This window comes from Centipeda infelix ATCC 43532 (assembly GCF_000234095.1).
GTDB lineage: Bacteria > Bacillota > Negativicutes > Selenomonadales > Selenomonadaceae > Centipeda > Centipeda infelix.
Map to the genome: position 1 here is coordinate 327,123 of NZ_JH376800.1, position 22,190 is coordinate 349,312.

Here is a 22,190-nt window from a genome sequence, read left to right on the forward strand (position 1 = left end):
AGAGGGGTGAATGTCGGACGATCTGGACGCACGCAAGAGTCAGATCCTGTGGGCGGTCGTCGATGACTACATCGCATCGGCAGAGCCGGTCGGATCGCGCACACTCGCGCGGAAATACAATCTCGGCATCAGCCCTGCCACCATTCGGAACGAGATGGCGGATCTCGAGATGCTTGGCTATCTGGAACATCCGCACACCTCTGCCGGACGAATTCCATCATCGAAGGGCTATCGCTTCTACGTCGATGGACTGCAGCCCGTTGCGCCTGTGACGGATGCCGAGAAGAAGAAGATTCACGACTGGTACAGCCGTCGCGTGCGGCGGCTTGACGAGGTGTTCCAAGAGACGGCTCGCCTGATCGCGGATGTGACGCACAATGTTTCGCTCGTGCTCGCGCCGCAGGCGGCACAGTCGACGTTCCGCATGCTGCAGTTCCTTCCGCTCGATATGCGGCACGCAATCGCCGTGCTCATGACGGATGCGGGCTTTGTGGAGAACCGCATCGTCGAGATTCCCGATGGTGCGACGTTTGCAGACTTTCAGCGCATGGCGGGGGCGGTCAACACGACGCTCTCGGGCAAGGCACTCAGCGATGTGACGAAGACGGATATGCGCCGCGTGCGCGATGCCATCGGCGATGAATCCATCTTCGTTGCTGCCGTGGAGGTCATGCACCGCGCGCTTGAGGGGCGATCGGAGGATCGTCTCTACCTCGGCGGCACGGCGCAGCTGCTCGGGAATCCTGAGTTTCAGGATCTCGAACGTGTCCGTGCAATGCTCCTCGTCCTTGAGCGTGAGGATCTCGTCAAAGACATCCTGCATACGCACGCAGGCGAGGGGCTTGAGGTCACAATCGGGCGCGAGAACGCGAACAGTACGTTCTGGGACAGCAGTTTCATCACGGCGACGTATCATGTCGACGGCAGGCTGCTCGGGACGATTGCCGTGCTCGGTCCGACGCGCATGGAATACGCGAAGGCGATGCGCATCCTGGACTATGTGAACACAAATCTGACAGAGATGATCTATCAGCTGAAATGGTAGGAGAGGTGAACGGCTTGCAGGAAAAGGAAGAGCTGACCGCAGAGGAGCAGCCCGTGGAGGAAATGACAGAAACGGAGGACACTCCCGCAGATGTGACCGTGGAGGATGTCCCCGCAGAGGAGGACAAGGCTGCCGCTCTTGAGGCACAGCTCAAGGAAAAGGGCGACCGCATCCTTCGGCTTCAGGCGGACTTTGAGAACTTCCGTCGCCGTACGGCGAAGGAAAAGGAGGAGCTTGCCGCTGTCATCACGCAGAACCTGCTCACGGATCTCCTGCCGCTGCTCGACAACTTCGAGCGAGCGATGGCGGTCGAGCAGTCGGACGGCGAGGCGTTTCAAAAGGGCGTGGAGATGATCTTTACGCAGCTCCGCGAGGTGATGGAAAAGCATGGGCTTGAGCACATCGAGGCGGAGGGGAAGCCCTTCGACCCGAACGTGCATCAGGCGGTCATGCGCGTCGAGAATCCCGATGTGGAGGACGGCACGATCACGCAGGTTTTGCAGAAGGGCTACCAGGCAAAGGGCAGGGTCATTCGCCCCGCGATGGTGCAGGTAGCCGGTAACTAAACAACGCAAATAACATCTATAAGATTTTGGAGGAATATAAAATGGCTAAAGTAATTGGTATCGACCTTGGAACGACGAACTCCGTTGTCTCCGTCATGGAGGGCGGCGAGCCGACCGTCATCACGAACCCTGAGGGCAGCCGCATCACGCCGTCCGTCGTGGGCTTTACGAAGGATGGGCAGCGTCTTGTCGGGCGCCTCGCGAAGAACCAGGCGGTCTCGAATCCCGACCGCACGATTTCGTCCATCAAGCGTCACATGGGCGAGGGCAACTATCATGTGACGATCGACGGCAAGAACTACACGCCGCCCGAGATCTCCGCGATGATTCTGCAGAAGCTCAAGAGCGATGCAGAGGCATACCTCGGCGAGACTGTTTCGCAGGCAGTTATCACCGTCCCGGCGTACTTCAACGACAGTCAGCGTCAGGCGACGAAGGACGCGGGCAAGATCGCAGGACTTGAGGTGCTGCGCATCATCAACGAGCCGACGGCGGCAGCTCTCGCCTATGGTCTCGACAAGGATCAGGACGAGACGGTACTCGTATTCGACCTCGGCGGTGGTACGTTCGACGTGTCTATTCTTGAGCTCAGTGAGGGTGTGTTCGAGGTCAAGGCGACGAACGGCGACACGGTGCTCGGCGGCGATGACTTCGACAAGAAGGTCATGGACTGGATGGTCGAGGAGTTCAAAAAGGAGAACGGCATCGACCTCTCGCAGGACAAGATGAGCGCACAGCGTCTTATCGAGGCGGCAGAGAAGGCGAAGATCGAGCTTTCGAGCATGAGCCAGACGAACATCAACCTGCCGTTTATTACGGCAGATGCCACGGGTCCGAAGCACCTCGACCTCACGCTCTCGCGTGCGAAGTTCGACGAGCTGACGGCAGATCTCGTGGAGCGCACGATGACCCCGACGCGCAAGGCGATGGAGGACGCAGGTCTTTCGGGCAGCGACATCGACAAGATCATCCTCGTCGGCGGTTCGTCCCGTATTCCTGCCGTGCAGGAGGCAATCCGCAAGATCCTCGGCAAGGAGCCCTCGAAGGGCGTGAACCCCGATGAGTGCGTATCCATCGGTGCGGCGATTCAGGGCGGCGTGCTGGTCGGTGAGGTCAAGGACGTGCTGCTCCTCGATGTCACCCCGCTCTCGCTCGGTATCGAGACCCTCGGCGGTGTCTGCACGAAGATCATCGACCGCAATACGACCATCCCGACCTCGAAGAGTCAGGTGTTCTCCACGGCGGCGGACAATCAGCCGGGCGTTGAGATCCACGTTCTGCAGGGCGAGCGCGAGATGGCGGCGGGCAACAAGACGCTCGGCCGCTTCCAGCTCACGGATATCCCGCCCGCACCGCGCGGTGTACCCCAGATCGAGGTCAAGTTCGACATCGACGCGAACGGCATCGTCAACGTGTCGGCGAAGGACCTCGGCACGGGCAAGGAGCAGAAGATCACGATCCAGTCCGACAGCGGCATGAGCAAGGAGGACATCGAGCGCATGGTCAAGGAGGCGGAGAGCCACGCCGCCGAGGACAAGGCGCAGAAGGAAGCCGTCGACGCACGCAATGCGGGCGACAGCCTCGTCTATCAGGCGGAGAAGGCGATCAAGGATCTCGGCGAGAATGCCGATCAGGCACTTGTCTCCAAGACACAGGCAGCCGTCGACAAGCTGAAGGAAGCTCTCAAGGGCTCGGACATCGAGGCGATCAAGGCGGCGACTGAGGAGGCACGCCAGCCGCTCTATGAGCTCTCTGCTGCGGCATATCAGCAGGCACAGCAGGCGGCAGGTGCGGCAGGTGCTGCACCGGGCGCGGATGCGAATGCGGGCGCACAGAGCGCACCGCAGGACGACAATGTTGTTGATGCGGAGTTCACCGAAGTCAAGGACGATAAGAAGTAAGGTGGTATCGTGAGCGAGAAACGCGATTACTACGAAGTCCTGGGCGTCCAAAAGGGCGCCTCGGACGACGAAATCAAAAAAGCATACAAGAAGCTCGCGCGCAAGTATCACCCCGACCTCAACCGTGACGACCCCAAGACCGCCGAGGAGAAATTCAAGGAGGTCAACGAGGCGTACGATGTGCTGAAGGATCCGCAGAAGAAGGCGGCGTATGACCAGTTCGGCCACGATGCTTTCGACCCGCGGCGCGGCGGCTCTGCCGGAGGGAATCCCTTCGGTGGAGCCGGCGGATTCGGCGGCTTCGACATGGATGACATCTTCGATATGTTCGGCATGGGCGGCGGCGGACGCCGTGCACGCCGGCAGGGACCCGAGCGCGGCGCGGATCTGCGCTATGATCTCGAGATCTCGTTTGAGGAGGCGGCATTTGGCAAGGAGGTCGAGCTCTCCATCCCACGTGAGGAGAACTGTCCCACCTGCAGCGGCTCGGGCGCGGCAAAGGGCTCAAGTGCAGAGACCTGCTCGACCTGTCACGGCAGCGGGCAGGAGCAGGTCATGCAGCGGACAATGTTCGGCAGCATGATGACCTCACGTACTTGCAGTCAGTGCCACGGCACGGGCAAGATCATCAAGAATCCGTGCGGTGACTGCAACGGCACGGGGCGCAAGCGCATCACGAAGACGATCAAGGTCAACATCCCGCGCGGCGTGGACGACGGACAGCGCGTCCGCGTCTCGGGCGGCGGCGAGGCAGGCGTGCGCGGCGGCGCGAGCGGGGATCTCTACGTCTACATCTTCATCCGCCCGCATAAGCTCTTTCAGCGGCGCGGCAACGATGTCCTCATCGAGATCCCGATTACGTTCGTACAGGCATCGCTCGGCGATACGGTACAAGTACCAACCCTCGACGGCGCGGTCGATCTCAAGGTGCCGGCGGGTATCCAGACGGGAACCGTTCTGCGCATCAAGGGCAAGGGCATCCCGAACCTGCGCGGTTCGGGGCGCGGCGACGAGCACGTCCGCGTCAAGGTCACAACCCCGCAGAAGCTCTCCTCGAAGCAGAAGGAACTTCTTAAGGAGTTCGCCGCACTCAGCGGAGATGCGGTGAATCCAGAGCAGAAGAGCTTTACCGAGAAGTTCAAGGATCTCTTTGCATAAGCTGGGGGCTGTTGGACGAACGCCCCTATCGGCTCGCTGTGCTCGCCACTTCCCCCGTTCTGGCAGGGGAAGCTAAGATGCCACAATCCCTAGCCTCCCCCGTGCGACACGGGGGAGGGGGCGCTTATAGCGATATCGCTGACATAATGACAAGGGCTGTTGGACGAAGTTTTTTAGCTTCGTCCAACAGCCCCATTTTCTGCATTGACATTGGTTCATGCATTTGTTAGGATAAACGGAATTAGTTTTGTATTTTGGAGCGCTTGATGGCGGGAGGGCTCATGGAAAATGTCTACACGTTAGTCAAGCGTTTTTACTCACGGAACGGACGTGCGAATATCTTTGTCGCACGCACGCTGGTTGAACGCTATCTGCGTGCGGCGGCATGGCGTGGGCGAAGCAATGAGGATCTCTGCACAGATTGGTACTGCATCGAGGATTTCCTCGCCGTCATTCAGCGGCGCGACGACTCTCTTGCGCGGCTCTTCATCCGCATTGACTATTTGGCACTTTTCTTCCGATATGCTGATGCGCACATTGACCGCCGTCCGCTGAAACGTCATGTGGAGGATTATTTTGCCCGCATGAATGCCTTTCTCACTTATCTCGACGAGACGGGCGACTACGACATCGACCTCGGCGAGCTCGATGCGGATCTCGAGATGTTCTATATCACGGGCCGTTTCCGCCTACCCGAGCGTGTCGAGTGGGAGGAAATCGATGGTCTGACGATCGAGGATATCGAGGAAGACGAGCGCATCGAGATGGAGGAGCTGAACAGTCGGCTCAACGAACTCCTGCACCGCATCGGTGAATACTATCGTCGTCCCGAGTACCAGCTTGACATTGGCCGCGCCGCAATGATCTACACGGGTGACCTCTACGATATGGAGGAGTACGAACACGCATCGGAGGAGGAAAAAGAAACCTTCTGGCTGCGGTTCTGGGACTACTTTTTCTTTGACTACCATCTGATCCGCACGGATGAGACTCCGATCTCCCGCTATAGTGAAATGGAGTGGGACAATCTCAGCTACGATGACCGCGAGATCATTCGCGACCTGCTTGCGGCGCGGTTTGCCGTGCTTGCCGTGACGGAGGAGTATGACGATCACGTCGTCTGCCGCGACATCCTGCGCGATGAGGAGATCGTTTTGCCGCACCCAGACATCCCGGGAGTGCTCAGCAAGAGCATCCTGTTCGGGCATATCTGTGATGAGGGCATGATGATGCTCAATTACATCACGGCGATCCCCGCGAGCAAACGTCTGCAAAAGCGGATCAGCGACACCCTGCATCGGGAGTATGAGCTCTTTCGGATGCAGTCGCCCGATGGGACGATGGATGAATTTCTTGAGCGGGAGGCGGCACTCGTACGGCACACGATTCATGTGCTTTCGACGCTCGCGCAGCTCGATGTGCTGCCCCGCCGCACCCTGCCAACACCGATCCCGCGCACGCTTCACCCAAAAGACTGCGCAGAGGAATTGTCCGTGCTTGCCATAGTGGCAGAGAAGCTTGGCTTCAGTTGTTACGGTCGGGCACTGATGGCGGGGCTTTACCTCGACTATGCACAGGCGGATTCCGTGCGGGCACAGACGGCAGAGGCACTCACGGCGACCATCTTTCTCTTTGCCGAGATCAACAACATCGACCTTGCACCCATCACGGAGCTCTACCATGTGTTCGGTTCAACCAAGAGAAAAGTATGTGCAGCGCGTGACCGTATGCGCGAAACACTTGGCTGCATTTCGTTCGATCCCCGCTATCTCGGGGAGGAGGGATTTGTGACAATGCTCTACAGCGTTGTTCACGGGAAAACAAACTTTTAGGGAAGCACTGATAAATTCAGCCGCGCCATCTTGACACATCTTTTTTGCCCGCACTGTGTCGGCAAATCCTCCACATAGCCCTTGCTATGCGTCCGGTTTGCCTCCTTGTTCGGACGAAAAAATCTACGCCAATCTGACGGACTTCATTTTATCAGCGATTCCCTAGAAAGGAGGCGTCTATGGATCAGAACTCGCATGTGCGGCCGATGAGCAGAGAGGAGAATGCCGCCTACCACGGTGTGACGGTGGATGAGAGCGGCGCAGAGCCGCAGACAGACGATGAATCAAGGTACGGCAGCTCGTATGGTGGTACATCACGCGGCTCCTCCGTGCGTTATATCCGTATCGGCGGGGGACAGCAGCGATCATTCCTCACGAGCCTTCTCTGGGCGGCAGTCCTCGGAACACTGCTTGCGCTCTTCCTCTTTGTCGCCCTGCCCGCCATCGTTATGGTCATTGTCGGCATCCTCGTGCTTGGTGCAATCGTCAGCCTCATCGGACGCGGACGCATTCTATCGTGGCTCATGCGGCGACTATACGGGCGGTGAACGTTGGGGGATCGCCTGAACAGAGGTATGGAACTGTACTTTATAGAACTACCCCAATATATAAAAGTTCCATATAAAATGATTCGCGAATCAATTGATGAGAAGTCGCTCGTATCGGGCGGCTTTTTTATTTGCTTTTCCTCTTGTTGAGATATGTAGAGAAAGATGAGGGAGGTTGTATTCCTAAAATTATGATTGACAATAGATGAGGTGAATAGTATATTTAGGATTATAGTACTATGGGGGGCTATAGGTGAACGGACTGACACGGAGGTAGTCATCATGTTTTATGGAACGAGAAGCAAACGACAGCTGTCACTACTCATCGCATTCGCATTGTCCGCGGGGGGGGGGCAGCTGTTTTTTAGTCACGCACATGCGGCCGATGTGACGGGGGGAGATGTCACCTATGATACGACCCTTCCCGCTGATCCAATTGCAGGTGGGGTTATTACAAATACCAGCGATAATGGCAATGTACATCATAACAAGCTAACAATTGGAGCCATAGAAATTGGCGGGCGCAATTTCTATGGCGGATATACGACAGGCACCGGCAATTCTGAAGGAAATGAAGTTGTTCTTGCAAATAGTGATTCGCAGAATCCATCTATGGCTACCATATATGGAGGTTGGGCGAATCAGGGAACAGCAACGAATAATACGATCACCTTGGCAGGATTGGGCGCTGCAACAAATGGATCACGTTCGCGACATTTTACAACGCTATACGGTGGATTCAGCAATAATTCATCTGCTGACGTAAGAACAGGAAACACGCTGAAGGTAACGACGGCAAACAATCATACCAACGGGATATATAACTTTGAGAAGATGCAGTTTGATCTTGGCTCGGGCATCAATTCCGGAGATCAGATGCTTGAAGTATATAATCAAGGACAAGCCTTTGATTGGAACAATATCAGTGTGACAGGTGCGGCGAACTGGATGTCGGGAGCAACCGGGTCTAAGAAGGTAACGCTGTATAGCGGCGCAACACTGAACCTAACGAACTATGCTGTTAGGACGACTACGGCAGGGAACTTCGAGTATGGAATGCGTTCGGATACGGCGACCCCCAATGCATCTTCCGTAACGGCAACAGAGTTATACTTTGAAGGAAACCAGTTTAAGAATGCAGATATAAAATATGAAACACAGCCATCTTTGCCCACAACAGGAGTCGTTTATGCGGGTACTTCAACGTTAGGGAATACAACAACAAAGAACAAGCTGACGATTGGTGCAATTGAAATCGGCGGGTACAATTTCTATGGCGGATATACGCAATCACCAACCGGCAATTCTGAAGGAAATGAAGTTGTTCTTGCAAATAGTGATTCGCAGAATCCATCTATGGCTACCATATATGGAGGTTGGGCGAATCAGGGAACAGCAACGAATAATACGATCACCTTGGCAGGATTGGGCGCTGCAACAAATGGATCACGTTCGCGACATTTTACAACGCTATACGGTGGATTCAGCAATAATTCATCTGCTGACGTAAGAACAGGAAACACGCTGAAGGTAACGACGGCAAACAATCATACCAACGGGATATATAACTTTGAGAAGATGCAGTTTGATCTTGGCTCGGGCATCAATTCCGGAGATCAGATGCTTGAAGTATATAATCAAGGACAAACCTTTGATTGGAACAATATCAGTGTAAAGGGGCTGAGAGCTTGGGCGAATGCTCTTGCCGCAAATAATGTCAATACGCCGACGCTTACTCTCTATAGTGGAGCGAATCTTACGCTCAATAACTATGCGCCAACGATCGTTGGAACCCGTGGAGACTATGAGTTCGGAAAAAGATCCGATGCTTCTGGAACGGGAACAGTCACGGCTACAACTCTCTCTGTCGACGGCAACCGTTTCCAAAAAGCAACAGAGACACCGACGGCAAGCGCCGCAGAAGCGCATGCGGGCATCTCGACCTATGGGAACACGACCAATCACAACACGCTCAATCTAAAGGATAACGGCGGTACTCCGGTTGACATCACGGATGCACGTGCGGGCTATACGAACGCCCTCAACGGCGGTTCGAAAGATAATACGCTGAACCTGCTTACAGGTGGTTCTGTCACAAACGGTTATGCGGGCTACACGACGGGCGTGCATCTCCTTGCCAATCCTGAGGATGAGAACCATCCGGAACTGGTCGACACCACGAAGAACGCCGACGCGAAGAACAACACCGTCAACATCAAGGGCGGTACGCTGAATGCGGGCGGCAAGCTCTACGGTGGGTACATTGCCCCGAACGCGGCACTCACGCCGCCGAACAACGTCTCGGCAGGCAACGCCTCGGACAACACCATCAACATCGAGAACGGCACCTTCGACGGCAACAATGAAATCTACGGCGGCTATACGAACGGCACGGGCAAGGCAACGGGCAATACCGTCAACCTTGGCAAGAGTGACGGCACATTAGTGTCGACCACACTCTCGAACGTATTTATCTATGGCGGTGCAGCGAGCGGTACGACCAATGATGTCTTTAGCGACAACCTCCTCAATGTCAATGCAAAGGGGATCACGGCGCGCGGCATTCAGAACTTTGGCAAAGTCAAGTTCAATCTTGGGGGCATGGGGACGATTGCCCGGACAGATACCCTCCTCACCCTCAGCGGCGGTGCAACAACGGGGATCGACTGGGCGGGTGTTGAGGTCAATACCAACAACCATACCTTTACACCGAGCACCTACGAAAAGCACCTCTTTACGGCGATGCACAACAGCGCCGGTATCAACTTCATGAAGGGGACAACGGACACCTATGCACCCCTCGGTGCAAAGGAGAAGATCGTTGGTGATCTGGAATATGCGATGGATCGGGACAGCTCTGGACAGAACGTTAATGTCGAGGGCTATCAGTTCCGCAATCACACAGCGGCGTACAGCGAGGCAACACATCATACCGACGCATGGGCAGGGCGCACAGCGAGCGGACAGACCGTCACAAACAACAAGCTCACCTTCACAGGGAATGCAACGAACGCCTACGGCGGACTAGTCGAGAACAAAAAGCACAACAGCGACGGCACGTATCAGACAGCGGGTTCTGCAACAAAGAACACGCTCGATGTCACGGGCGGCACACTTGCCAATGCCTACGGCGCAAAAGTCACGGCAAAGAACGGCAGTGCCAATGAGAACAACGTCAATATTGCGAGCTCTGTCACGGGGGCTGTCTACGGCGCAGAACTCACGGGGACGGGCACCGGAGACGCGACCAAGAGCACCGTCAAGATCACTGCCGGAACTGTCGGCGGCAATGTCTATGGCGGCAAGGTCGCGGGCACAGGTGCAGCAACGGGTCATACCATCAACCTGTATGGCGGCTCTGTCGGCGGCAGCGTCTACGGCGGACACACCGCATCGGGAGCCACCACAGGCAACACCGTCAACCTCGGGAGCGGCACCACAAACAGTGCCACCACCGTCACGGGTACCATCTACGGCGGCAATCAGGGGGCGGACACCAATAACGTCCTGAACGTCAACACCAACGCCACGGCGGGCAACATCGCCAATTTCGGCATGGTGAAATTCAACTTCAACAGCACATTCAACCAGGCGAATCCCATGCTGAACCTCGTTGGCGGCGCTGTAACCAACCTCGACTGGAACAAATTCAAGCATACAGGGAATGCACCGAGCGGAACATCCGTCCTCATGCAGAACATGACGGGCATCCACGTCAGTCATTACCACGGTGCGAGGGAAATCTCCTCCACGGGCACGCATGAGTACACCATCGACACCGACACCAACACGTCGGTGGCAAAGCAGATCCTCTTCGGCGGCTACCAGTTCAAAGATGCAAACGTCACCCCGACGACCAGTGACCCGGCGAAGGACATCTGGGCGGGACGCTCCGTCATCGGCAACACAACCACCAACAACATCCTCACCATCAACGGCACGAACCACCGTGATGCCTACGGCGGCTGGACCGCGGGCACGGGCACGACTGCTCCGGCAAAGTTCAACAGCACGAGCAACACCGTCAACCTCAAAGCGGGCTCCGTACGCAACATCTACGGCGGCTTTACCTCCGTACAAAGCGGCAGTGCAACAGGCAACAACGTAAATATCTCCGGCGGCAGTGTCAGCGGCACCGTGCACGGCGGGTATCTTTCCCATGCCTCGGCGACGGGAGATGCCACGGGCAACACCATCACCATCACGGGCGGCACGATGGCCGATGTCTACGGCGGCTTTACGGCAGGAACGGGAGCCACCACGGGCAACACCGTCAACCTCGGCAGTGCGGCGAATGCCGTCGCCTCGGGTACCACCATTGGCACCATCTACGGCGGCAACAAGTCGGCTGCCACGGACAACACCCTCAACGTCTACGACAGCGCCACGGCGAGGAACATCGCCAACTTCGACAAGATCAACTTCAAGGCGACGAGCACCCACATCACGGTGGGCGACACCCTTTTGACGTTGACAACCGGTGCCACGAACTTTGACTGGAACAAACTCCACGTCGATAACCTCGACAACCTGAATTCCAGTGCCACGAGTGACCGCATCCTGACACTCATGCATAACAGCAACAACATCAACCTCAGCAACTATACACCCACGGGAACGCGCGGACGCATCCACACAAACGACTACGAGGCGGACATTGCAACCGACGGCAACAGTGCCACCACACAGAACGTCTACCTCAAGGGCTACCGCTTCCAGAACAACACCACGAACTATGCGGGCGGCACAGCCACGGATGCATGGGGCGGACGTTCCATCATCGGCAATAAGGTACAGAAAAACAAGCTGACGCTCACGGGCGGCAGCGCGACGCTCAACGCACGCGGCGGCATGGTCGAGAACACCACCGTTCCGGGCACCACGGGCGATGCGGCAGAGAACAAACTCATCCTGAACACCGGTGCACAGACCGCAAATGCCTATGGCGCAGAGGTTAAGACCAAGACGGGCAGCGCGACTAAGAACGAAGTGACCATCAACGCCGGCACCGTGCACGGTAACGTCTATGGTGCAGCATTGACGCATGCCGCGGCAACGGGCAGCGCAACGGACAACACCGTCACCTTCGCCGGCGGCTCTGTCACAGGCAACGTCTATGGTGGACACACCGTTGGAACGGGCTCTGTTACGGGCAGCAACATTCTCCTCGGCGGCGGCTCTGTCGGCGGCGATGTCTACGGCGGCTTTACGAACGGCTCGGGCGCAACGACTGGCAACACCGTAAGCCTTGGCAACGGTACCAACAGCAGCGTCACCAATGTCACGGGCACCATCTACGGCGGCAACAAGACGACGGATACGGGCAACACGCTGAACGTCAACACCAACGCGACAGCGGGCAACATCAAGAACTTCGAGAACCTGAAGTTTAGTATCAACAGCAATGCGCTGAACGCCGCGAACCCCATGCTGACCCTCAATGCAGGTACGGCAACGAACAACCTTGACTGGGGCAAGCTCACCGTCGATGCGACGAAGTTTAACAGCCCGATCAGCACCTACGAGGCGTATAACCTGACCCTCATGCGGAACGTGAACGGCATTGACTTCAATAAGAACAGCGTCAATACCTACAGTGCAAACGGAGGCATTAAGAGCGTCACGAGCGGAAACTTCGAGTTCAGCATCGACACGCTCGGCTCCTCGGTTCATACCACCGAAGTGCGTGCGGCAGGGTACCAGTACAAGAACCATACCGGCGCAACCTACACCGCGGGCGATGGCACCCACAACGCCGCATGGGCAGGACGCACCGCCGTCGGCAACAAAGTCGAGAACAACAAACTCACCGTGACGGGCGGTACAATCAACGTGGCAGCGTACGGCGGCCTTGTGGAGAACCACAAGCTCGACGCACACGGCAACCCGCTCCCGACGGGCGACGCGGAAAAGAACACCGTCGTCGTCGCGAGCGGCAATGTCGCCAACGCCTACGGTGCCGAAGTACGCACCAAGAACGGCAATGCCACAGAGAACACCGCTGAGATCACGAATGGCACCGTCGGCTCCGTCTACGGTGCATCCCTTGCGGCTGCAAATGCAGCAGGCACGGCAGACAAGAGCAAAGTCACCATCGCGGGCGGCACGGTCAATGGCGCTGTCTACGGCGGACATATTGCGAACGCTGCGGCGACGGGACAGATCAAAAACAGCGAAGTAAACATCAAGGGCGGCAGTGTCGGCGGCACCGTCTACGGCGGCTACAACAGCGGCAGTGGGGATGCCACGGGGGCAACCGTCAATATTACGGGCGGAACCCTCCACGACGTCTACGGCGGTCATGCAAACGGCACGGGCAAGAGCACGGGCAACACCGTCAACCTTGGCACGGCGACGACCGCATTTACCGCAACGAGCGTCGGCACCGTCTACGGCGGCAACAAAACCGGTGCAGCCGGCATTGCAGGCAACACCCTCAACGTCAACAGCCGGAGTGCGCGTGCGACCGATGTCAAGAACTTCGAGAACGTCAACTTCGACGTAGCGCACAACGTCAGCCATGGGGACACCATGCTCACGCTCACAAGCGGTGCGGGAACCACCATCGACTGGTCGAAGATGAAGCTCAAGAACCTTGACACCATCACGGCAAGCCCCACGACGGATCGCATCCTGACCCTCATCGACAGCACGAGCAACATCACCTTTACGAACTACAATCCCGTACGTGCACGGGAGGCGAAAACGGACGGCGACTACGAATACGTCCTGAACACCGACAATGAAACGGCAACAGCGAAAAAAGTCAACGTCACAGGCTACCGCTTCCGCAACAACCATCCGACCTACAGCGCGGGCTCTGCCACCGAGGCGTGGGGCGGACGCAGCAAAATTGGCAACAAAGTCGAAAAGAACTCTCTCAAGGTGACAGGCGGCAGTATCACCACGGCAGCTTACGGCGGCATTGCACAGAACCTTGAGGCAGGCGACGGCGTAGACGGCTACAAGAAGACGGGTGATGCGGCAGAGAACAAACTCATCCTCGAAGGCGGCACGGTCAAGCACGGCTATGGCGCAGATGTCCGCACCGAGGCAGGAAACGCCACCAAGAACACCATCGATCTCAAGGGCGCAGCGGTCAGCGACAACCTCTATGGCGGCGCATTGACCCACGCCTCCGCAAGCGGCGCAGCCACGGGCAACACCGTCAACCTCCTCAGCGGCAGCGTTGGGGGAAGCGTCTACGGTGGCTTTGCCAACCATAACGGTACGACCACGGGCAACACCATCGCCATCGGCGACGGCACGAACAACGCCGCTGTCACCGTTACCGGTGATCTCGTCGGCGGCAACAAGGCAGCCACGGGCAACATCCTTGACATCAAGAGCAAGGGCGCACAGGTCGGCAGCCTCAAGAACTTCGGCACGATCAAATTCAACCTTGGACCGAGCGTTGCCGACGGGGATACCGTCCTCACCCTGAACCGGGATACCACACTCACCTACAGCACCATCGAAAAGCCGACCGGCACAACGGTCTCCACATGGCTTGGAAACGTCATGGAAAAGAACGTTCACCTCTTCCAGATGGCAGCGGGCAAAACCCTCACACTGAATGGGTACACCCCTGCAACGGGCAGCGAGCGTTCGGGCGACGTCGAATACAGCCTCGTCACCAACAACAACCAGGCGGCAACCACCGGCGGCAGCCTTGACCTCTCGGCTTACAAGTGGCAGAACGCGAACGTCGAAGTAAACAGCGGTGCCCATGCCAACGTCTTTGGCGGTAAGACCGTCTACCAAACGGACGGCAAAACCTTGCACAACAAGCTCACCCTCAAAGCGGGCGCAAACGTCACCAATGCCATCGGCGGCGACACACAGACCACAAACGGCACGGCCGAGGACAACACCCTCAAAGTCGAAGCCGGAACAGCAACGAATGCCTACGGTGCCAAGACTAAGCACGGCAAGGCATACAAGAACCAAGCCATCGCTGCAGGCGGCACGGTTACCAACCTCGTCGGCGCCAAGAGCACCAACGGCGCAGCCGAAAAGAACGATGCGCTCATCAGCGGAGGCACGGTAACGAACGCCTACGGTGCAGAAACCCTTGTGGGCGATGCCACGGAAAACAGCGCCGTCATCACCGCGGGCAGCGTTACGGGCAGTCTCAAGGGCGCACAGAGCGCCGGTAAGGCTCTTAAGAACACCGTCGAGATCAAGGGAGGCACCATCAGCGGTGCCAAGGTCATGGGTGCGGAAGCAGCCGGCAATGCCGAGAAGAACACCGTCACCATCACCAATACCCCCACATCGAACGCCGCAGCGGAAATCGTTGGCGGACGTTCCACGGGCGGCGATGCCATCGAGAACGTCGTGAACGTCAACGCAAGCATCACCGGTGATGTGTACGGCGGACGCGCTCATAACGCATCCCTGCGCAACACCGTCAACATTGCCGACGGCGTCACCGTCACCGGCAACGTCTTCGGCGGGGCATGCGTCATCGCCAAAGACAACCAGATCTATGTCGGCAAGGGCTCGACCGTCACCGGCAACGTCACGGGCGGCAGTGCGCCGACCAGTGACGGCAACACCATCCATCTTACCGGCTCAACCGTCGGCGGCAACGTCATCGGCGGCACGGGACTTGCCGCGAATGGCAACACCCTTGCCATCCACCATGACAGCGCACATCCGACCTCGCATATCAACGACTTTACAGGCATCAAGAAACTCCACTTCTACCTCAGCGAGGGCATCGAAACCAACAACCCGACCCTCCTGAAGCTCGGCGTTACCAACAAGAGCCTTGCAAACATCGACGTGGGACTTGGTGTCCATGGACGCGCACGTGCGCTCAAGGTCAACGACGTTATCAGCCTCATGAAGGTTGCAGGAAACGGTACGCTCAGCGACATCCCGACCGACAACAAGGTCACAGGCATGCAGGGCGTCTCTCTGCTCTATGAATTTGCATTCAAGAAGCGCAATACGGATGAGCTCATCGCAACGGTTACAAAGGCGGCGATCAGCGACCAGACCAAATCCTTCGTCGAGACCAGAGCCGCCGCCACCGACTTTATCAACCGCGGCGCAAACCTCCTTGCAGGACCCGGCATCGCATCGGCAAAGAAAGAAGCAGCCGTAGGCAAGCAGGAGAACGAAATACGCGGCTACCATCTCTGGGCGGCAATGGATCAGGGAAGCGTCGACACAAAGACCGGCTCCTATGCCGAGACGAAGGGGTACAACCTCAGCCTTGGCTGGGCACGCGAGCTGAAAGGAAAATCTGCGACACTCATCGTCACTCCGTTTGTCGAATACGGCAAGGGCAAATACGATGCCTACCTCGACGACGGCACCCATGGCAGCGGAAATATCAGCTACTTTGGTGCCGGCATCATGGGGCGCATGGAGACCTTGAAGGGACTGTGGGCAGAGGCGGCACTGCACGGCGGTAAAGTGAGCAGCGACTACAGCGGCTCCGTCTATACGGGCAGCACCTCGCGCTACGACAGCTCGAACGCCTACTATGCAGCACATCTTGGCATCGGCAAGGAAGTCAAGACCAACGACAAGGATAAACTGAACACCTATCTGCGCTACTTCTGGTCGTACCAGTCGGGCATGCAGACAGATATCCACTCGAGCGGCTCAAGTATGAGCACGGACGACTACGACTTCAGCGCGGTGAACTCGAACCGTATGCGTCTTGGCTTTACGTATACGCACAAGGACAGCGAAAAGAGCGAAGTCTATGCGGGACTTGCGTGGGAGTATGAGTTCAGCGGCAAAGCGGGCGCATCGTATCAGGGGTATGATACTCCGAGTCCGTCGCTGCGCGGCGGGAGTGCGATGATCGAGGCGGGCTACCGCTTCGCACCGCAGGGCAGCCGCTTCTCGTATGATCTGCACTTCACGGGCTGGCTGGGCAGCCGTCACGGCTATACCGGCGGCGCTCATGTCAACTGGGCGTTCTGATCGGAGATATTTTCTCACAAAATCCGTGTGTTTCATTTGTGCAGGGCTTTACAAAATCTCTGCACTATGCTATACTTCAATAAATTCATTTAAGATCTGGAAAGAGTGGGTGGAAGCCCACTCTTTCATTGCGTATGAGAAGAGGGAGAGCATGAGCGCGAAGATCGAGGAGCGCGTCGAGGAGATTGTACGCGGTCTCCTGACAGATGTGCCGGAGTTGGACTTGGTCGATGTCGAGTATGTGCGCGAGCGCGACTACTATCTGCGTGTCTACATTGATAAGACGGGCGGTGTTGATATCGACGATTGCCAGAGCCTCAGTGAGCGTCTTGAGGAGACTCTTGACCGTGAGGACTTCATTCCCGATGCCTATATCTTGGAGGTGTCGTCACCGGGGCTCGACCGCGTGCTGCGAAATCCGCGCGACTTCGTGCGCGAGCACGGCAAGATGGTCGATGTGACGCTCTATGCGCCCTTTGACGGAAAGAAGCAGTGGACGGGCGTACTTGCAGGCTGTGATGGAGAGATGCTGACCTTGGACGAGGGGATTCACATCCCCATGGAACAGGTTTCGCAGATACGTCTGCATATCGACTTTTAGGGAGGATTTGGGTTTTGGCAAGAAAAAGCACAAAGGAGAAGAACGACGGAAAGGAGTTCCTTCAGACACTGAAGGAGCTTGCGTATGAAAAGGGCATCGACGAGGAGCAGCTCTTCGAGACCATCAAGGATGCGCTGACTTCGGCATATCGGCGCAACTTCAACCTGACGCAGAATGACCGGAACGTCCGTATTGTTCTGTCGCGTGAAACGGGAGCGTTTCACGTCTTTGCCATCAAGGATGTGGTTGAGGAAGTAACGAACGATATCACGGAGATCTCCCTCGCTCAGGCGCGTGCCATAAACCCTGACTATGTGGTTGGCGATGTGGTCGAGATCGAGATGACCCCTGCGAACTTTGGACGCATTGCAGCGCAGACGGCGAAACAGGTTGTCATGCAGCGTCTCCGCGAGGCGGAGCGCGGGATTGTCTACGATGAGTATATGAATCGCAAGGCAGATATCGTGACGGGGATTGTCCAGCGCGTTGAGGGACGGAATGTCTTCGTCGACATCGGGCGTGCCGAGGCATTGCTCATGGCGACGGAGCAGATGCCGACGGAGGAGTACAGCTACGGCGACACGCTGCGTGCCTACATCATCGAGGTAAAGCGTACGGCGTGCGGTCCGCAGATCCTCCTCTCGCGTACGCATCCGGAGCTGCTCAAAAAACTCTTTGAGCTGCAGGTGCCCGAGATGCAGGAGGGCGTGGTCGAGATCAAGTCGATTGCGCGTGAGGCGGGCAGCCGCTCGAAGGTTGCGGTGTACTCCTCGGAGGAGCGTGTCGACCCGATCGGTGCCTGTGTCGGGCCGCATTATATGCGTGTACAGGCGGTGGTCGACGAGCTCGCGGGAGAGAAGATCGACATTGTGAAGTGGAGCGATGATCCCGCAACCTACATTGCGAACTCGCTGAATCCTGCAAAGGTCATCTCTGTCGCGGTCAACGAGGCGGAGAAGGTCTCGCGCGTCATTGTTCCGGACTATCAGCTCTCACTTGCGATCGGCAAGGAGGGGCAAAATGCCCGCCTCGCGGCAAAGCTGACGGGGTGGAAGATCGACATCAAGAGTGAGTCACAGGCGCAGGAGCTCATGGCTGCCGCCGATGAGACGGCGGAGATTCCTGCGGTAGCAGAGCCCGTGGCAGAGGGGGCAGAATGACGGAGACGAAACAGCCCGAGCGGCTGTGCGTCGGCTGCCGTCAGCTGCATCCGAAGGGCGGGATGCTGCGCATCGTGCGCGCTCCCGACGGGACGGTTGCATACGATCCGACGGGCAAGGGCCCGGGGCGCGGCGCGTATCTCTGTCCATCCTCCGAATGTCTCCGACTGGCGCGCAAACAAGGCGGCCTTTCGTGGTCGTTCAAGGGGAAGGTCGCCACTGCCGTCTACGATGCGTTGGAGGACGTTGTCCGACGTGAGGAGGGCGAGCGATGAACGCTGAGATCGAAAAGTGCACGCAGAATCTCCTCAGCATGGCGGCGCGTGCACGGCGCATCCTGTCCGGTGCGTTCGTGGTGGAGGAGGCACTGAAACGGAAGCAGGGGACCTACTTACTGCTTGCGGCAGATGCCTCGGAGGAGACCAAGACGAAATTTACCCGCATGGCGGCACAGCAAAATGTGCCAACGGCGGAATTACTGACCATGCAGCAGCTAGGACACTGTCTCGGCAAGGAGTACCGTGCGGTTGCTGTGCTCATAGATAGAGGATTTGCGGACAGGCTCAGTGCCTATTTGCAGAATATACCGACGGGGGTGGATTGATGTCAGAATCGAAATACAGAATCACCGATTTGGCAAAGGAATTCAAGACGGACAAAGATACCATTATTGATATCCTAAAGAGCAAGAACTACAAAGTGAAGAATATGTTCAGCGCAGTCGGTGAGGAAGAGCGTGCCGCAGTCAAGGCAGAGCTTGGACGTGCGGCAAAACCCGTACGCAAGGAGTCCCTGCAGAGCAAATCCCCCGCTCCGAAGGCTGCTGAGCGTCCGGCAAAGAAGGAAAAGCGTCCCGTACAGGACAGTGCGCCGCAGACGGCTGCCCCCGAAAAGAAGGCAGAGCAGCCGTCTGCAGAAAAGGCTGCTCCCCCTGCACCCGCCGCATCGGAGGAAAAGCCTGTGCTGCGGGCGCGTACGAAGGCACCCGGCATCGTGATTGTGCGTCAGGCACCCGCTAAGACGCGCTCGGAGTCGCAGGATCGTCCCCGCACGTCGGGCAGCAGTACCGGCGGCGCAGGAAATCGCCCATCGCGTCCCGCAGGGGGGCGTGGCGGTGCGCGTCCCGCTGCGGGTGCGGCAATTCCGCCGCCGCCCCAGACTGAGGGGCGCAGCGAGAGCCGCCGACGCGGTGGTGGCCGCGGCGGCGATAACAGTGCAGCCGGCGGCGATCGCAGCCGCAGCAATCGCGGAGGTGGACGCCGCGACCGTGAGGAGCGCACGGATCTGCGTCAGAACGAGCGCGGGCGCGGCGCTGCACGTAAGGGGCGCAAGGGTCGCGCAGCAGTACCTGCGCCCGTGGCAAAGGTGGAGATCGCACGTCCGAAGCACATCAAGCTGCCCGAGACGATCGCGGTCAAGGATCTCGCCTCCAAGATGAGCTATACGGCGGCGGACATCATCAAGAAGCTCATGCTGATGGGCGTTATGGCGAGCATCAATCAGGAGATCGACTACGATACGGCATCCCTCGTCGCGGCGGAGTTCGGCGTGACGACGGAGGAGCTGCCGCCGGATGTCGATCCGACGCTGATCCCGGAGATTGTGGACGATCCGAAGACGCTCAAAGATCGCCCGCCGGTCGTCACCGTCATGGGCCACGTCGACCACGGCAAGACGTCACTGCTCGATGCGATCCGCAACACTTCCGTCAGCACGCATGAGGCAGGCGGTATCACCCAGCACATCGGCGCGTATCAGGTTGTGTGTCAGGGCAAGAAAATCGTCTTCCTCGACACGCCGGGGCATGAGGCGTTTACGGCGATGCGTGCGCGCGGCGCACAGATCACGGACGTGGCGATCCTCGTTGTTGCGGCAGACGACGGTGTCATGCCACAGACAGTTGAGGCCATCGACCACGCGAAGTCTGCCGGCGTGCCCATCATCATTGCCATCAATAAGATTGACAAGCCAGGCGCAAACCCCGACCGCGTCAAGCAGGAGCTCATGGAGTACGGGCTGGTCTCCGAGGAATACGGCGGCGATACCATCATGGTGCCCGTTTCCGCGAAACAGCGCATCGGCATTGACGATCTGCTCGAGAACATCCTGCTCGTCGCCGAGGTCGAGGAACTGAAGGCAAACCCGAACCGTGAGGCACGCGGTGTCATCATCGAGGCAAAGCTCGACAAGGGGCGCGGCTCGGTCGCGACCGTGCTCGTCCAGAGCGGCACGCTGCGCATCGGCGACTCCATCGTCGTCGGTACGGCGTATGGTCACGTTCGCGCGATGATCAACGATCGTGGGGACAACGTGAAAAAGGCGGGACCCTCCATGCCTGTTGAGATCCTCGGTCTCAACGATGTGCCGTCGGCGGGTGACATCCTTGCCGCCGTTGATGAGAAACAGGCACGCTCGATTGCGGAGGCACGCCTCGGCAATCAGCGCCGCGACCTCATCAAGTCGAAGAGTGTTTCGCTTGACGCGCTATTCCAACAGATTCAGCAGGGGGATATCAAGGATCTCAACATTGTCGTTAAGGCCGACGTACAGGGCTCGGTCGAAGCACTGAACTCCGCACTCCTCGGGCTCAACAAGAACGACGAAGTGCGCGTAAGCATCGTGCACTCGGGTGTCGGTGCGGTCAGTGAGTCGGATATTATGCTCGCGACGGCATCGAAGGCAATCGTCATTGCATTCAACGTCCGTCCGGACGCGAACGCACGCCGTCTCGCGGACACGGAGGATGTGGACATCCGTACCTACCGCGTCATCTACGATGCGCTGAACGATGTCAAGGATGCGATGAGCGGCATGCTCAAGCCGAAGTACAAGGAAGTCATTCAGGGGCGCGTCGAGATCCGTCAGGTCATGCGCTTCTCGAAGGCTCTTGTTGCCGGCTCGTATGTTCTCGAGGGCAAGATCCACAACAATTCGAAGATCCGCATCCTGCGCGACAACGTCGAGCTTTTCGACGGGGAGATCGACTCTCTGCGCCGCTTTAAGGATGAGGTGAAGGAGGTCGCCGCCGGCTACGAGTGCGGTATCTCCATTGTCGACTTCCGCGACTTTACGGAGGGCGACATCATCGAGGCATATACGATGGAGGAGATCGAGACCTCCATCGCCGAGGCGAACAAGGCGGCAGAGCAGAAGCGCGAGGCGCAGGCTGCCGCAGCTGCCGCAGCTGCGGCGTCGGAAGAAAAAGAAAACGCCGAATAACATGGAAAATAGAGGTGCAGTCCTTTGTCCGTCGGGACAGGGGCTGTACCCCTTTGTATAGGAAGCACTGATAAATTCAGCACCGCCATCTTAGCGCATCTTTTTTGCCCGCACTTCGTCGGCAAATCCTCCACATAGCCCTTGCTATGCGTCCGGTTTGTCTCCTAGTTCGGACGAAAAAATCTACGCCAATCTGACGAACTTCATTTTAT

The 22,190-nt window shown here is 57.8% G+C and carries 12 protein-coding genes and 2 pseudogenes; 12 read left to right on the forward strand and 2 right to left on the reverse strand.

Features of this window, described 5'->3' with window-relative positions:
* Positions 1-10: 10 nt before the first annotated feature.
* From hrcA to HMPREF9334_RS10385, 5 genes are all read left to right on the forward strand, one after another.
* A complete protein-coding gene (gene hrcA / locus HMPREF9334_RS10365) occupies positions 11-1,045 on the forward strand; it encodes a heat-inducible transcriptional repressor HrcA (protein WP_006693417.1) in 1,035 nt (344 codons plus the stop codon).
* A complete protein-coding gene (gene grpE / locus HMPREF9334_RS10370) occupies positions 1,039-1,611 on the forward strand; it encodes a nucleotide exchange factor GrpE (protein ID WP_006693418.1) in 573 nt (190 codons plus the stop codon). Before hrcA ends, grpE begins: the two co-directional genes overlap by 7 nt.
* Positions 1,612-1,652: 41 nt before the next feature.
* Entirely contained in the window at positions 1,653-3,512 is a 1,860-nt protein-coding gene (gene dnaK, locus HMPREF9334_RS10375) for a molecular chaperone DnaK (RefSeq protein WP_006693419.1), read from the forward strand.
* Positions 3,513-3,521: 9 nt separating this feature from the next.
* Entirely contained in the window at positions 3,522-4,670 is a 1,149-nt protein-coding gene (dnaJ, locus tag HMPREF9334_RS10380) for a molecular chaperone DnaJ (RefSeq protein WP_006693420.1), read from the forward strand.
* A gap of 281 nt (positions 4,671-4,951) precedes the next feature.
* The gene (locus HMPREF9334_RS10385; protein WP_006693421.1) at positions 4,952-6,502 is read left to right on the forward strand and encodes a hypothetical protein; all 1,551 of its coding nucleotides are present in this window, start codon (positions 4,952-4,954) and stop codon (positions 6,500-6,502) included.
* Here HMPREF9334_RS10385 and HMPREF9334_RS12690 read toward each other — a convergent pair.
* Positions 6,499-6,627, reverse strand: a pseudogene (locus HMPREF9334_RS12690) (secretion protein HlyD); the annotation flags it as partial. The gene HMPREF9334_RS10385 and the pseudogene HMPREF9334_RS12690 sit on opposite strands and share 4 nt — an antisense overlap.
* Before the next feature lie 54 nt (positions 6,628-6,681).
* Between HMPREF9334_RS12690 and HMPREF9334_RS10390 the strand changes: the two are divergent.
* The 7 genes from HMPREF9334_RS10390 to infB all read left to right on the forward strand — a co-directional run bounded on the left by HMPREF9334_RS10390 (position 6,682) and on the right by infB (position 21,978).
* Positions 6,682-7,050, forward strand: coding sequence for a hypothetical protein (locus HMPREF9334_RS10390; RefSeq protein WP_006693422.1), 369 nt, complete (start codon positions 6,682-6,684; stop codon positions 7,048-7,050).
* Positions 7,051-8,628: 1,578 nt separating this feature from the next.
* Positions 8,629-16,998, forward strand: a complete 8,370-nt coding sequence (locus HMPREF9334_RS10395; protein ID WP_211204857.1) for an autotransporter outer membrane beta-barrel domain-containing protein — start codon at positions 8,629-8,631, stop codon at positions 16,996-16,998.
* Positions 16,999-17,149: 151 nt separating this feature from the next.
* Entirely contained in the window at positions 17,150-17,599 is a 450-nt protein-coding gene (locus HMPREF9334_RS10400) for a ribosome maturation factor RimP (protein WP_006693424.1), read from the forward strand.
* Between the two features lie 14 nt (positions 17,600-17,613).
* Entirely contained in the window at positions 17,614-18,759 is a 1,146-nt protein-coding gene (gene nusA, locus HMPREF9334_RS10405) for a transcription termination factor NusA (protein ID WP_006693425.1), read from the forward strand.
* Positions 18,756-19,034 carry an RNase P modulator RnpM gene (gene rnpM / locus HMPREF9334_RS10410; protein ID WP_006693426.1) on the forward strand — a complete coding sequence of 93 codons (279 nt, stop codon included), beginning with the start codon at positions 18,756-18,758 and terminating at the stop codon, positions 19,032-19,034. Before nusA ends, rnpM begins: the two co-directional genes overlap by 4 nt.
* The gene (locus HMPREF9334_RS10415) at positions 19,031-19,363 is read left to right on the forward strand and encodes a L7Ae/L30e/S12e/Gadd45 family ribosomal protein (protein WP_006693427.1); all 333 of its coding nucleotides are present in this window, start codon (positions 19,031-19,033) and stop codon (positions 19,361-19,363) included. The genes rnpM and HMPREF9334_RS10415 overlap by 4 nt, the downstream gene beginning before the upstream one ends.
* On the forward strand, positions 19,363-21,978 hold the full coding sequence (gene infB, locus HMPREF9334_RS10420) for a translation initiation factor IF-2 (protein ID WP_006693428.1): 2,616 nt from the start codon (positions 19,363-19,365) through the stop codon (positions 21,976-21,978). The genes HMPREF9334_RS10415 and infB overlap by 1 nt, the downstream gene beginning before the upstream one ends.
* A 59-nt stretch (positions 21,979-22,037) precedes the next feature.
* On the opposite strand, the pseudogene HMPREF9334_RS12695 reads toward infB, so the two are convergent.
* Positions 22,038-22,142 (reverse strand): annotated as a pseudogene (locus tag HMPREF9334_RS12695) (secretion protein HlyD); the annotation flags it as partial.
* Positions 22,143-22,190: the final 48 nt, after the last annotated feature.

Coding starts and splice junctions, on each gene's coding strand:
- HMPREF9334_RS10395 (WP_211204857.1), top strand. CDS start 8,629: ATGCAGTTTGATCTTGGCTCGGGCATCAATTCCGGAGATCAGATGCTT.
- HMPREF9334_RS10385 (WP_006693421.1), top strand. CDS start 4,952: ATGGAAAATGTCTACACGTTAGTCAAGCGTTTTTACTCACGGAACGGA.
- dnaK (WP_006693419.1), top strand. CDS start 1,653: ATGGCTAAAGTAATTGGTATCGACCTTGGAACGACGAACTCCGTTGTC.
- infB (WP_006693428.1), top strand. CDS start 19,363: ATGTCAGAATCGAAATACAGAATCACCGATTTGGCAAAGGAATTCAAG.
- hrcA (WP_006693417.1), top strand. CDS start 11: ATGTCGGACGATCTGGACGCACGCAAGAGTCAGATCCTGTGGGCGGTC.
- rnpM (WP_006693426.1), top strand. CDS start 18,756: ATGACGGAGACGAAACAGCCCGAGCGGCTGTGCGTCGGCTGCCGTCAG.
- HMPREF9334_RS10415 (WP_006693427.1), top strand. CDS start 19,031: ATGAACGCTGAGATCGAAAAGTGCACGCAGAATCTCCTCAGCATGGCG.
- HMPREF9334_RS10390 (WP_006693422.1), top strand. CDS start 6,682: ATGGATCAGAACTCGCATGTGCGGCCGATGAGCAGAGAGGAGAATGCC.
- grpE (WP_006693418.1), top strand. CDS start 1,039: ATGGTAGGAGAGGTGAACGGCTTGCAGGAAAAGGAAGAGCTGACCGCA.
- HMPREF9334_RS10400 (WP_006693424.1), top strand. CDS start 17,150: ATGAGCGCGAAGATCGAGGAGCGCGTCGAGGAGATTGTACGCGGTCTC.